The following is a 12,836-nucleotide window of genomic DNA, read 5'->3' on the forward strand; positions in this document are numbered from 1 at the left end:
CGACTGCCTTGGCTGTTGAGTACCCGACGGGGCTACTGACCTGGAGAGATACCAGCCTGTGGATAACGGGCTTTTCGATGTGCGGTGATCGACGCATCATCAGGCCATGACTGATGTCCTGCTGGTCCTCACCGACAACACACTCCACTCCGACCTCGCACGCTGCGCCGCGGCCGCCGGATACACGATGGTGATCGGCGACGCGGTGTCGTGCCGCCACGACTGGCTGCGTGCGTGCGCGGTGGTCGTCGACGCCGACGCGACGGCGGTCCTCGCCGTCCTGCACCCGCCGAAGCGTCCGGCCGTGGTGGTCGTCGGAGCCTCCGACGACGACCCGCGCGCGTGGCAGACCGGACTCGCGTTGGGGGCGCAGGGCGGATTCGTCCTCCCGGACGAAGAGGCCGGCCTGGTCGGCGCCCTCTCGGAGTTCCGGCGGCCGGTCCGTCGGCCCGCGGGCGCGGTCGCGGTGATCGGCGGGCACGGGGGAGCGGGGGCGTCGTCGCTGGCCGCTGCCGTCGCGCTGGTCGCTGCGCGCGACGGTGAGCGCGTCCTGCTGCTCGACGCCGACCAGTCCGGTGCTGGAGCCGACCTGATCCTGGGGGTGGAGGACGAGCCGGGCCTGCGGTGGCCGGACGTCACCGGCGAGACCGGAGCCATCGCGGGGCCGGCGTTGCGCGCCGCACTTCCCGGGGTCGGGCGGGTCAGCGTGATGACGTCCGCGCGTGACGATGTCGAACCGTTGCGGCCCGACACCGTGCTCGCCGTGGTCGACGCCGGACGGAGCGCGGGTGATGTGGTCGTCGCCGACGTGGGACGCGAACCGGGGCCGGTCGCTGCGGCCCTCGTCGACAGCGCGGACTTCGCTGTCGTCGTGACCACCGCATCCGTTCACTCCGTCGCGGCCACACGTCGTACGGCCGCTCGGCTCGTTCCCGAACGCGACGTCGTGCTCGTGGTCCGCGGGCCGTCGCCCGGCGGCCTTCGGGCGAGCGACGTGGCGGCCGCCATCGGGTTGCCGCTGCTCGGCGGGTATCGGCCCGAGCGCGCCCTCCCACAGCGGTGCGAGGGCTCGGGGTTGTCGCTGCGGTCCCGCAGCCCGCTGACGGCGGCCGCACAGGACGTCTACCGTCGGCTGCATGCGGGAGCGGCGCGATGACCGCCGTCGGACGCGCCGACCTGCTGGATCGGGTTCGCGACCGGTTGGCGACACAGACCAGTGACCCCGAGCCCGCGGTGATCGCGGACGCGATCCGGGCGGAGTCGGGCGGGCTGCTCGGTGACACCGATCTGCTCGACGTGCTGCGGTATCTGCAGACCGAGATGGTCGGTGCGGGACGGTTGGAGGGGCTGCTCGCCGACCCGGATGTCACCGACGTCCTCGTCGTCGGGCCCGACCGCGTCTGGGCCGACCGCGGCGACGGGCTGGAGCTGACCGGCGTGCGGTTCGATGACGAGGCCTCGGCGCGGCGGCTCGCGGGCCGTCTGGCCCTCGGCGCGGGCCGACGACTCGACGAGGCTCAGCCCTGGGTCGACGGACAGTTGGCGGGAGTCGGACGACGGGACGTGACCGTCCGCTTGCACGCGGTGATCCCGCCGCTGGCTGTCGACGGCACGTGCATCTCGTTGCGCGTTCTGCGCGGCGCGACTCAGACTTTCGACGCGTTGGTGAAGACGGGGTCGATCCCCGGCGAAGCCGCCGACCTGCTCCGTGAGGCGGTCGCGGCCAGGCTCGCGTTCCTCATCGTCGGCGGCACCGGATCCGGGAAGACGACGCTGCTCAACGCACTCCTCGGCCAGGTGGATCCGGGTGACCGCGTCGTCACCGTCGAAGACGCGTCCGAACTCGCGCCGCAGCACCCGCACATCGTGCGGCTCGTGTCCCGGAACGCGAACGTCGAGGGTGTGGGGAACGTGCCGGTCCGGGCCCTCGTCCGGCAGGCGTTGCGGATGAGGCCGGACCGGATCGTCGTCGGCGAGGTGCGGGGCGCTGAGGTGATCGACCTCCTGATCGCGCTCAACACCGGGCACGACGGGTGTGCGGGAACTCTGCACGCGAACTCGACGTCGGAGGTCCCGGCTCGGATGGAGGCGCTCGCCGCGCTGGGTGGCATGGACCGGGCCGCGCTGCACAGTCAGCTGGCCGCGGCGATCCAACTCGTCCTCGGGTTGGGTCGGGACCGCGACGGACACCGAGGTCTCCTCGAGATCGGTCTTCTGACCCGGGCCGACGACGGACTCACCACGATCGAACGGGCGTGGTCGAGGCGGTCTGGGTTCACGGCGGCGCGAGCCCGGATCGACGCATTGATCGCCGACAGGCGGCCGCGATGACCGCGGCCTTTCTCGCGGCAGGCGGGATCGGTCTGCTGTTGTGGCCGAGGCCCGCCGTCTGGTCGCGGCTTCCGTCTGCCGAGCGGCATCGGCAGAGTCGACGCGTCGACCCGGTGTGGCTGTTCGCGGCGGCTCCGGTCCTGGCTGCTGCCGTGGTCGGCGTCGGTCCGGGGATTGCTATCGGGATCGTCGCCGTCACGGCGATCGCGCTGCGGCGTCGAGCGGTGCGTCGCGCAGAACTGGACCGTCGCCGTGATGAGCTGCGGCGTGCGTTGTCGTTCATGATCGCCGAGATGTCGGTCGGTGCCCCGGTTGTCCTCGCCTGTCGCAGTGCTGCTGACGAACTCGCGGGCGACGGCCCGTCGCCGGTCTCGACGGAACTGGCGCGAATGGCTGCGCGAGCCGAACTCGGCGGTGACCCGGCCGACGCGGCCGCCTGCGGAGCAGGCGACGTCGGAATCGATCGATTGGCGACCGCGTGGGCCGCGTCGTCGAGTCGGGGCCTTCCGATGGCAGATTTGTTGCAGATGCTCCGTTCGGATCTGTCGGCTCGTGCCGATCACGCGTCGCGGACCCGTGCCGGCCTGGCCGGCCCGCGGGCGACGGCGATGGTGTTGGCGTTGCTGCCGGCCTTGGGGATCGGACTCGGGCATCTGATGGGGGCTGCGCCGCTCGCGGTGCTGTTGTCTCCGGGGATCGGAGCCATCCTGCTGGTGGTGGGCGCCGCACTCGTGTCGGCGGGGGTCTGGTGGACGAACGCGATCACCGAGAAGGCCCTCCGATGACGGTGCTCGTCGTCGCCCTGTTCGCCGCCGCCGGTCTCTGGATGTGGCCGTCCGCCGACTGGGTGCTTGCTCGCGTCGTCGACCGGCCGACCAAGGTCCGTGAGGCGCGGTGGTTGGGTAGGTCCCGCGCCGGCCCGGATCCGTTCGACGTCGCCGCGACGTACGACCTGTTCGCTGTCTGCCTGCGCGCTGGACTGCCGGTCGCCGCGGCCGCCGAGGTCGCTGCCGAGCACGCGCCGCCGGTCATCGGCGAGCCGATGGCGCGTGCCGCCGATCTGCTCGCGCTCGGCGCCGACGGTCAGACGGCATGGGCCGTCGACGCGGCAGGCGACGAGTCGTTCGCCGAACTCGCGGCCCTCGCGCGTCGCGCGGCGCGGGCCGGGGCGTCCCTCGCGGACGGCGTCGCCGAACTGGCGTCGGCGACGCGTCGTCGTGCAGCGGACGAGGCCGTGGAGGCGGCGGAGAAGGCCGGCGTCAAAGTGAGCGGTCCCCTCGGTCTGTGCTTCCTTCCGGCGTTCGTCTGCCTGGGTATCGTGCCTGTCGTGATCGGCCTCGCCGCCGGGATGCTGACGTCGGTGTAGCCCTGTGGAATCCGATGGAACTGGATGTCCGCGGCGTGCGTCTGACCTTGTGAGGGCTCGAGACGCGAGCCCGACATGAGGGGGACGACATGGGCACGAGTCGATTGATGCAGTGGTGCAGCGAGGTCCGAACGCTGACCGGCCAACTCGTCACGGACGAATCGGGGATGTCCACCGTCGAGTACGCGATCGGGACCGTCGCTGCGGCGGCGTTCGGTGCGTTGCTCTACACGGTGGTCACCGGCGACAACATCTTGTCTGCATTGACGGGGATCATCACGCGGGCATTGAGTACGGCGGTGAGTTGAGGTGTGGGCGCGGTTGCTACGGGACGAGGGCGGGATGGTGACGGTGGAGGCGGCGTTCGCTCTCGCGGCGATCGCGGTCTTTCTGGTGACGGGGACCGGCGCGGTGGCTGCGGTCGTGATGCAGATTCGGTGTACGGACGCCGCTCGTGAGGTTGCTCGGCTTGCTGCTGCGGGCGACACTTCGGCGTCGGAGGTGGGGCGTTCGGTGGCACCGGGCGGCGCACGGATCTCGGTGTCGGCCGGCGGGGAGACGGTGACCGTGTCGGTGTCGGCGGGCGTTCCGATGTTGCCGATGGTGACGGTGTCTGCGCGGGCAGTCGCCGCGATGGAGCCGGGCGGGGTTCGGTGAGGTGTCGTGACGAGGAGGGGTTCTCGACGGTGACCGGGGCTGCGGTGATCGCGGTTCTGGCTGCTGTTCTCGTCGGCGTTCTGTATGTCGGGGCGGCCGTGTTGGCTCGCCATCGTGCGCAGTCGGCGGCGGATCTGGGCGCGTTGGCTGCGGCGTCTGTGCACGTGTCGGGGAGTGCGGATGCGTGCGAGGTCGCTCGTGAACGGGTCGCCGACCAGGAGGGGTCGCCGTCCGTGGCGGAGTGCGTGGTCGACGGCCAGGACGTGGTGGTGCACGTCGTGGTTCGGGTACAGCTGGGCGGTCTGGGGGTTCGTGATGCGATCGCGGTGGCGCGGGCTGGTCCGGTTCAGTCGTGACCGACCGGAATCGAATCGTCCCGTCCGCCGATCTGATCCACCATGTGGTCTGGATCGGCGGAGCAAGCTCGCCCAGCCGTGTCCCGGGCCGTCACGAGCCGTAGTGTCGCCCGATCAGGCGTAGCAGTTTGATCGCGTGCTCTTTGTCGAGCGGCTCGTTTCCGTTGCCGCACTTGGGTGATTGCACGCACGACGGGCAGCCGCTCGTGCACGCGCACGATGAGACGGCTTCGTCGGTGGCGGCGATCCAGTCGTCGAACGCCTCGTGACCGCGTTCGGCGAAACCGGCACCGCCGGGGAACCCGTCGTAGACGAACACCGTCGGCAACCCGGTCTGCGGGTGCAGGTCGGTCGACAAGCCGCCGATGTCCCAGCGGTCGCACGTGGCGACGAGTCCCAGCATGCCGATCGCCGCGTGCTCGGCGGCATGGAGTGCGCCCGGGAACTTGTCGGGGGCGATCCCGGCAGCGACCAGCGCATCCGGTTCGACGGTGTACATCACCGCACGCGTCGACAACTGGTGCTCGGGCAGATCGAGGGGGACCTGGTCGAGGATCTCGCCGGTGAGCGCCTTCCGCAGGAAGCCGACCACCTGGCTGGTGACGGTCACCTCGGCGAATGAGACGGTCAACGGGCCGAACGACCGTTGCTCGACGACACGGTCGACGACGACCTCGCTGACTTCACGAGCAGTCGTCGTCCAATCCGGCTCCTCCGGGTGAGCGAGCGCGAGACCGTCGTCGAGCGCGAGTTCGTCGACGACGAAGCTCTCACCCTGGTGCAGATACACCGCGCCCGGGAACACCGATGTCATGGCGCGTGACGTGTCGACGGTGCCCAGTAGCCGCGACGTCGTCGCGTCGACGATGAGGACCTGGCCGCCGATGCCGCCGCGGATGTCGATGTCGCCGTGCGGATCGAGGCCGGGCGCCGGATACCAACCGGCCTTGCGCCGCTTCAGCTTCCCGTCGTCGACGAGGCCGGCGATCACCTCGTCGGCATGCCAGCCAGTCGCCTCGGCATCAGAGATGGGGAACTCGGTGGCCGCACACAGCAGATGCGGTCCGAGAACGTACGGGTTCGTCGGATCGGTGACCGTCGCCTCGACGGGTCGCTCCAACAACGCGTCAGGGTGGTGGACGAGATATGTGTCGAGCGGGTCGTCCCGGGCCACCATGACCACCAGCGAACCTTCCCCGCGACGACCCGCACGACCGGCCTGCTGCCAGAACGAGGCGACGGTACCCGGATAGCCTGCGACGACGACGGCGTCGAGTCCGCTGATGTCGACGCCGAGTTCGAGTGCGTTCGTCGTCGCGACCCCGAGGAGTTCGCCGTCGGACAGCGCTCGCTCGAGTCGGCGTCGATCGTCGGCCAGATACCCGGCACGGTAAGCGGCGACTCGATCGACCAGTTCGGGCGCCGACTCGGCGAGCAACTGGCGGGCCTTCACCGCAGTCACCTCCACGCCGCGTCGCGAACGGACGAAGCACAGGGTGCGTGCACCCTCCACCACGAAGTCCGCGAGGAGTCGCGCGGCCTCGGCGCCCGCAGAGCGTCGAACGGGGGCTCCGTTCTCGCCGCCGCGTTCGGTGTCGGTCGTGCCCTCGACGAATCCCGGCTCCCACATCGCGACGGTCCGTTCGCCGTGCGGCGACGTGTCGTCGGTGACCGCTACGACGTCGTCACCGATCAATCGAGACAGCGCTTGCGCCGGATTCGAGACGGTCGCGCTGGCACCGATGACGACCGGGTCCGCCCCGTAGCGGCGTGCGATCCGCAGCGTCCGCTGCAACACCAGCGCCGTGTGCGAGCCGAACACGCCCCGGTAGTGGTGGCATTCGTCGACGACGATGTACTTCAGCTTGGCGAAGAACTGGCGCCACTTGGCGTGCGACGAGCAGATCCCGACATGCAGCATGTCCGGGTTGGTGAAGATCCAGCGCGAATGCATCCGCGCCCACTGCCGCAGCTCGGAGTCGGTGTCGCCGTCGTAGGCGCTCGGCTGCAGATGGCTCAGCGACGGCACGCCCGCGATGATCTGAGCCGTCGCCCTCAATTGGTCGGCGCCGAGCGCTTTGGTCGGCGACAGGTAGAGGGCGGTGGCGTTCGGGTCCTGCGCGAACGTGGTGAGGATCGGGAGTTGATAGGCCAGCGACTTGCCCGACGCGGTGCCGGTGCACACGCAGACGTGGCGGCCCGCGTACGCGTGATCGGCGGCCTCGATCTGGTGGCGCCACGGGCGTCGCAGCCCGTGGTCGGTGAAGGCGTCCCGCACCTCGGGATGAACCCAGTCCGGCCACTCGCTGAATTCGGCTGTGCGCGTGGGTATCACGGCCATGTGGGTGAGCGGAGACTCGTCGCCGGACTCGGCGCCCGCGAGGGTTCTGCCGAGCAGTTCGCTGCCGTAAGTGGCATGCTGCATCGACGTCGCTCCAATGTGTTCGGGGTAGGCACGTCAGTTTACCGTCGGAGCTGGGCACGAGCCGGTCACGGGCAGTTTGGTTCCGAACGCGCTAAAAGTATCGCGCGGGCCGGAAACGTGGTTAGCTAAAAGCGGTCGCACACTCCGCTCAAAGGGCGGAGTCCGTTGCGAACGTGGTACTGCAGTCGGTTCCATCGCCGTATGGCGAGGTCTTGTCGAGGTATGGCGGTCGGAACAGGCCCCCGCCGGGGACGCTCCGTGGCGGGTGATGAAAAGTTAGGAATGCAGTAGATGGCACAGGGCACTGTGAAGTGGTTCAACGCGGAGAAGGGCTTCGGCTTCATCGCGCCTGACGAGGGCAACGACGACGTGTTCGTCCATTACTCGGAGATTCAGGGCAACGGCTTCCGCACCCTCGAAGAGAACCAGCGCGTGGAGTTCGAGGTCGGCCAGGGCACCAAGGGTCCTCAGGCCACCGGAGTCACCGCAGTCTGATTTCGTACGCCCTCGGGCGTCCCAGACTTACGAGACAACACTCCCGGCACCGCTTCGGCGGTGTCGGGAGTGTTGCGTTGCGACCACGAGCGTTGTGGTGTGCCGCTGTTGTATTGGGCCGCAGTAGGATCGACACGTGAGCCAGATGTCGTTGTTCTCCGCGGACACGGAAGACCCCGTGATCGACGATCTCGCAGGCCTGCTCGCCGGACAGGGACAATCGGTCCACACGAACCTGGGGGCTCGAGTATCGATCGTCCTCGGCGCGCAATGGCGTGCTGACGAGATCGCCGCGGACATCATGGCGACCGGACTCGACGCGCAGACGCTGATCTCCGATGAGGGGTCGCCGATCGCGCGGACCGAAGCCAACCCGCGGATCACCGCATTGCACCGCCGCTGGTCGTCTGGCGCAGTGAAAGCCGTCCCTGAGGGTTGGACGCCGAGTGCGCGTGCTCTACGACTGTGGGTGCTCGCGTCGGGCCGATTCGACGGCCCCCACTACATGCTGGGCCTCGACCCGAGTGCCCCGGAGACGCACGCGCCCCTCGCCACCGCGCTGATGAGAGTCGGCATCGCGCCGACCCTCATCGGAGTCCGTGGAAGTCAACCGGCGCTGCGAGTGTCCGGGCGCAAGCGCCTGACGCGGCTCGCCGAGACCGTGGGAGTCCGGCCTGGTGACGCTCCAGACGGAGTGTGGCCGGGGGAGTGTTAGAAGCCTCTCGCGAACGATTTCGCCACCAGTGCTTTGAGTGCTGGGTGGCTGATCGTATCGACGTCGACGGGCTCCACGACCTTCAAAGCGGGCATGGTGCCGGCTGAGAGGGGGCCGTCTGATCTGCAACGCGCAAGGTAGCGGTTCGCCCCCGCTAGGTAGGCGTCGACCCAGGCAGGCTTCCACTGAGGCGGGTTGCTCGCGTCTACCGGATCGAATCCGAGCTCGCGGACAGCCCGGACCCGAAGTTCGATGAGGCGGGCGTCGGCGGCATCTCGTTCCGCATCAGTGGTCGCTGTTTCGATGGCCGCGGCCAAGGAATCGAGTGATTCACCCTGCGCGGCCAACCAATCGAAGCTGAGGTCGGCGACAGTCGTCTCCCACGCCGTGTCCATCGCTGCGACCAACTGACATTGGGTGGTCGTCATGGCACTGAAGCGTACGAACGACTGCCCGTTCGGGGTGTCGAGCCATACCTCGAAATCGAAGTCCGAGTCGGTTGCCATGTCGCGGTTCGCTGGAGTCCCGGATGGGTAGTTGTCTGCTGTCAGAGTCGAGTGCGGCCCTACGCGGGCGGCGTCAACAGCGGCTTCCCTCGGTCGGTCGGAGAATGAACTGAGCAGCGGAGAAGCGGTCGGGATCGGCGCAGCGCCCGCCGGAGACGGCGCGTGTGCAGCGTTCGGTTCCGGGGCTCCGGCGCGGGAAGGCTGTCGGGCGGGCTTCTGCGACGGGGCACCGAAGAGCGTCGTTCCCTGAGCCTGAATATCGGGGATGGTCTGCGCTGACTGTAGACGACGCACATATGCGGAGTACCCGACCGCGATCACCAGGAGAAGATAAGCGCCGACCAGGAAGACGGCCAACCAGAGTGTGGTTACGAGAAAGCGTAAAAGGACCCCGACGATGCCGAAGTCGAAGACTCGCAGATCCCACAGCAACCACCAGATCAGCAGCAGTATCGGGAGGCATACGACGAGTGCGATGGTGGTGGCTCCGCGCGAGACACGAGTCGCATAGGTGAGGAGATCACTTCGCTCGGACTCGGTATGAGGAGTCGGGCGAGCGTTCATGGACTGAGGCGCCACGCTGCGAAGCGTTGCGGTGTAGACCGCTTTGAACACGGAGTCGGGGCGCGAGTCCACTCAGGACTCCTTTCTCGGTACGGCGTCGGAGCGCCGCTGTGCTAGTGCGGTGCGTGGAGATCAGTGGGGCAGAAGCTGTTTCAGTGCCGGGCTCTTGATCGATGCCGAGTTGACGAACTGGTACTGGCTGAGCGTTGGAAGGCTGTTCGCAGGCGGATGCGTGCGATAGGCGTCCAAGGAGTACACCCGAATCTGGCGGGCGTAGGCCGCGGCGTCGGTCGTCGACCATGCGGGGACCTCGTCCGACATGGGGTCGAAGCCGAGTTCGCCGGTACCCTGCGTGCGGAGAGACATGAGCGCGGCAGCCCGCTGCGGCTTGTCACTCGAGAAGAATCTCCAGACACCGGCGCCGGCGAGGCCGAGTGCACCGAGGATGAAGACTAAGTTCACCATTCCGATGACGCCAGCGGCCACGAAGACGATCCAGAGCGCTGCACACACACCAGCGCCGATGAAGAAGCGTTTAGCGATTGTTGCGTTGCGTTCGTCTGGGTTGAAGGTGGCGAATTCGATCTGTTCGCGTCGCGGCGACTTCCATTCGGACTTGATCGCTTCGACGGCGTCTCGCCAGTGCTTGTCGTTGGCTTCGATCTCCTCGGCCATCGCCGCAGCACGTCCGTACCACGCGGTGAACGCCTCGCCGTCCGGTGTCTGCCGCCAAATCGCGAATGCCTGCCGGTCTCGCTTGTCCTCTTCCTGGCCGCGTCGAACGGCCTCCTCGCGTTGGAGTTGCAGCTGGTCTCGCTGGATTTCGAGCTGCCGAACCAGCAGTTGGTTGTTTGCCGCGGTTGCTCGAGCGATCTCGCTCTGGACCCGAATCATCTCGGCATTGGCCAGCGCAGCGGCCTGCGATTGAGTCTCAAGAGTCCGGAGCTGTCGCTCGGTGACTGCAGCAGTTTGCTTGGCGGCAGCAGCAGTTTGCTTGGCGGCAGCTGTGGCGCGCGCCGAGTCGGCGAGCATCGACCGCTGGTAGTGGCTGTACTTGGGCATTGTGATTCCTAAATCGGGGGCGGGTGACTTATCCGGTGCGCGTTCGGAGAACTACGTCGCCGTCCTCGACGTCGGAGGTCTGATCGTCCGCGCCTCTCCGCATTTCGCTGCTGTGTCAGCGCGGGATCAGATGGTTGCGTCCGACGACGAACCCTGCGCCGTAGAGGTTTCCGGCGTAGCGCCCGTGCTTCGACTTGACGAAGGTCGAACGCGCGCCGCCGAGGTCGAAGTAGCCTCCGTTGCGGGTAGCGATGATGCGAACGCGAGTGTTGGGGCGGCCGGGGACCTTCACCGACATCACGTTTCCGCGCACCCAGACCTTGGTGTAGGAGGTCGAGTGGTCGTAGAAGACGTTGTTCTTCACTTTGAACGTGTAGGCGCCGTTGTCGATGCCGTACGTCTTTGCGTCCGCGTCACCAGCGGCGACGGTGACGCCCGTGACTGCGGCAGCGCCGATGGTGAGGGCTGCGATTGTGCGCTTGAGGGTGGTGATCATCGTGTCGGATTCCTTGAGGTCGTGTATCGGGATCGATATCTAGGGAGCGCGAACTACGGAGTGCAGCCGGCAAGCTGTGTCAGTCGGGCCGGGATGTCGCCGGTCTTGACGACCTTCCCGTCCTGCCACGTGTGGGTGAGGGTCGCGCGGCCCGTCATGTCGGCATTCGAGTCGCCTTCATTGGGATAGCGGTACGTGACGACGACGGTGTCGTCGCCGTCGTTCTTCACGGACTCGACCGGCGGGTAGCAGGTGGCAGCAGGGCCGACGTACTCGCCGTCATGGAAGAGCATGATCCCGACCGGGCTCGAGTTGGTGGCCATTTCGACAGTGGTCGTAGCGAAGCCGAGCGTCGCACAAGGCTCCGGTATCTGCGTCGCAGTGGTTCGCCACGCCCAGTCGTTCATCGTCGGCAGGGCTGCGATCGCCCGCTGGACAGTCGACGTCATGTCCTTGGACCGGTCGCAGGACGTGGTGGACGCGGTGGACGTGGTCGACGGCGCGGTGGACGAATCCAGCGATTTGATCCGCACGTCCTCGCACTTGAAATGCTGCTGACCGACCGACATGTCAGTGATCTCCGACGGGTTCACGGTCCGTCGGCCGTCGACCACCCACTCACCCGCCTCACCTGCACCGCTTCCGGGTTTGAACGCGAAGTCGATGACGCGTCCGGACTTCGGCGATGGCATCTCGGTGCTTCCCAACGCGAGAGCCTTGTCTTTGCGGCACATGGCCCGGGCGAGGATCCGTTCGCCGGGAAACACCCAGATCCCGGTGCCGAACTTGATGTTCATCGTCTCCCCGGGGGCCGCCATGAGTCTGAGCTGCCCGTTCTCCCAGCGGTATACCTGGAAGAGTGAGTTGGAACCGAACATTCCGACGGGTACGACGATCTCAGCGCCCGGCTTACCGTCGAGATCGTAGAAGGCGATCTTGTCGCCGAAATCGTCCGGAACCGGAGTAGTCGCGAGACTGTCTGCGGCGTCGACGTCCACCGTCGCCGTCGTGCCGTCGGGAGCCGTGGCCGAGACGAACTTAGTTCCGCTCGGGTGGACGCTGATCGCCATCGGCGTACCGGACCCGTCAAGATCGACAACGGCGACCGGGGTGCAGGATCCGCTCACATCGGGTGGACATGGGTTCGCAGCCTCCGCAGTGGGCGTCGGAGCGGACGGGTCTGATCCGGTCCCGGAGTCGTTAGTCCCACACGCGGCGACCACGGTAGCCGTGATCAGGACCGCCCCAGCGATGATCGCGAATCGACTGCGCCGCACCGCTGTACCCATATAGACCACGATTGTCCCCCCGCAGGCGAAACGCCTGTTCGGCTCATTCGTCACAATTTAGCGACGACTATCCGACACGATAACCTAACTATGGATGCCCAATCCATTATTGGGTTGCCATGACCGCACGGAGGATGATCGATGAATGTCCTTACGAGGAGCCGATTACGTGCAGCGCACTGAGGCGTTGTGCCGGATTCTCAAGTCATATCGCGTGCTCAGCGGTCTGACCCAGCTCGAGTTGGCGGATCGGCTCGGGGTTGTCCAGTCGCTCGTATCGAAGGTTGAGTCGCGCGAGCGTCGGCTCGATCTGATCGAGATGCAGGAGTACCTGAAGCCACTCGGCCGGACCGTCCACGATGTCCTCGCCGACCTCGAGCGGTACCCCGTAGCGACCGGTCGAAGTGCGGTGGAAGAACTTGCTCACGAGACGGTCTCGCGTGTCGTCGACGACGAATGAGATCAGTCCACTCCGATTACCTGGGGTGGAGTGCAGACGACACCATATATAAGGTACAACGGCATCGAAGCGTTACAACGGAACCGAACACCGATATAACGGCATCGAACAGCG

Annotated in this window: 15 protein-coding genes; 10 read left to right on the forward strand and 5 right to left on the reverse strand. The window is 67.2% G+C overall.

Annotated elements, in window-relative coordinates:
- Positions 1 to 106 precede the first annotated feature (106 nt).
- From ssd to L5G28_RS04560, 7 genes are all read left to right on the forward strand, one after another.
- Positions 107 to 1,156: a septum site-determining protein Ssd gene (ssd, locus tag L5G28_RS04530; protein ID WP_237000466.1), complete on the forward strand. Its 1,050-nt coding sequence runs from the start codon at positions 107 to 109 to the stop codon at positions 1,154 to 1,156.
- Positions 1,153 to 2,331 (forward strand): TadA family conjugal transfer-associated ATPase, encoded by a 1,179-nt coding sequence (locus tag L5G28_RS04535; RefSeq protein WP_237000467.1) that lies wholly within the window; start codon positions 1,153 to 1,155, stop codon positions 2,329 to 2,331. The genes ssd and L5G28_RS04535 overlap by 4 nt, the downstream gene beginning before the upstream one ends.
- Complete coding sequence (locus tag L5G28_RS04540; RefSeq protein WP_237000468.1) at positions 2,328 to 3,116, forward strand: type II secretion system F family protein; 789 nt, start codon at positions 2,328 to 2,330, stop codon at positions 3,114 to 3,116. The genes L5G28_RS04535 and L5G28_RS04540 overlap by 4 nt, the downstream gene beginning before the upstream one ends.
- Positions 3,113 to 3,697 (forward strand): type II secretion system F family protein, encoded by a 585-nt coding sequence (locus L5G28_RS04545; RefSeq protein ID WP_237000469.1) that lies wholly within the window; start codon positions 3,113 to 3,115, stop codon positions 3,695 to 3,697. Before L5G28_RS04540 ends, L5G28_RS04545 begins: the two co-directional genes overlap by 4 nt.
- A gap of 89 nt (positions 3,698 to 3,786) precedes the next feature.
- Positions 3,787 to 4,005, forward strand: coding sequence for a DUF4244 domain-containing protein (locus L5G28_RS04550; RefSeq protein WP_236997920.1), 219 nt, complete (start codon positions 3,787 to 3,789; stop codon positions 4,003 to 4,005).
- A gap of 34 nt (positions 4,006 to 4,039) precedes the next feature.
- Entirely contained in the window at positions 4,040 to 4,354 is a 315-nt protein-coding gene (locus L5G28_RS04555; RefSeq protein ID WP_237000470.1) for a TadE family type IV pilus minor pilin, read from the forward strand.
- On the forward strand, positions 4,351 to 4,710 hold the full coding sequence (locus tag L5G28_RS04560) for an Rv3654c family TadE-like protein (RefSeq protein ID WP_237000471.1): 360 nt from the start codon (positions 4,351 to 4,353) through the stop codon (positions 4,708 to 4,710). Before L5G28_RS04555 ends, L5G28_RS04560 begins: the two co-directional genes overlap by 4 nt.
- A 91-nt stretch (positions 4,711 to 4,801) precedes the next feature.
- Here the strand turns inward: L5G28_RS04560 and sftH are convergent, their stop codons facing one another.
- Complete coding sequence (sftH, locus tag L5G28_RS04565) at positions 4,802 to 7,135, reverse strand: DEAD/DEAH box helicase (RefSeq protein ID WP_237000472.1); 2,334 nt, start codon at positions 7,133 to 7,135, stop codon at positions 4,802 to 4,804.
- Positions 7,136 to 7,426: 291 nt separating this feature from the next.
- Between sftH and L5G28_RS04570 the strand changes: the two genes are divergently transcribed.
- Entirely contained in the window at positions 7,427 to 7,630 is a 204-nt protein-coding gene (locus tag L5G28_RS04570) for a cold-shock protein (RefSeq protein ID WP_236997916.1), read from the forward strand.
- A 136-nt stretch (positions 7,631 to 7,766) separates the two neighbouring features.
- Entirely contained in the window at positions 7,767 to 8,345 is a 579-nt protein-coding gene (locus L5G28_RS04575) for a hypothetical protein (protein WP_237000473.1), read from the forward strand.
- On the opposite strand, the gene L5G28_RS04580 is transcribed toward L5G28_RS04575, so the two are convergent.
- From L5G28_RS04580 to L5G28_RS04595, 4 genes are all read right to left on the reverse strand, one after another.
- Positions 8,342 to 9,487 carry a hypothetical protein gene (locus tag L5G28_RS04580; protein WP_237000474.1) on the reverse strand — a complete coding sequence of 382 codons (1,146 nt, stop codon included), beginning with the start codon at positions 9,485 to 9,487 and terminating at the stop codon, positions 8,342 to 8,344. The two genes, L5G28_RS04575 and L5G28_RS04580, sit on opposite strands and share 4 nt — an antisense overlap.
- 60 nt (positions 9,488 to 9,547) lie before the next feature.
- Positions 9,548 to 10,477 carry a hypothetical protein gene (locus L5G28_RS04585; RefSeq protein ID WP_237000475.1) on the reverse strand — a complete coding sequence of 310 codons (930 nt, stop codon included), beginning with the start codon at positions 10,475 to 10,477 and terminating at the stop codon, positions 9,548 to 9,550.
- Positions 10,478 to 10,592: 115 nt separating this feature from the next.
- Positions 10,593 to 10,973, reverse strand: a complete 381-nt coding sequence (locus tag L5G28_RS04590; protein ID WP_237000476.1) for a hypothetical protein — start codon at positions 10,971 to 10,973, stop codon at positions 10,593 to 10,595.
- 53 nt (positions 10,974 to 11,026) lie between these two features.
- A complete protein-coding gene (locus L5G28_RS04595; RefSeq protein WP_237000477.1) occupies positions 11,027 to 12,043 on the reverse strand; it encodes an LppP/LprE family lipoprotein in 1,017 nt (338 codons plus the stop codon).
- Between the two features lie 388 nt (positions 12,044 to 12,431).
- Here L5G28_RS04595 and L5G28_RS04600 point away from each other — a divergent pair, with 388 nt between their 5' ends.
- Entirely contained in the window at positions 12,432 to 12,722 is a 291-nt protein-coding gene (locus L5G28_RS04600; protein WP_237000478.1) for a helix-turn-helix transcriptional regulator, read from the forward strand.
- Positions 12,723 to 12,836 lie beyond the last annotated feature (114 nt).

This window comes from Gordonia liuliyuniae, from assembly GCF_021739025.1.
Lineage (GTDB): Bacteria > Actinomycetota > Actinomycetes > Mycobacteriales > Mycobacteriaceae > Gordonia > Gordonia liuliyuniae.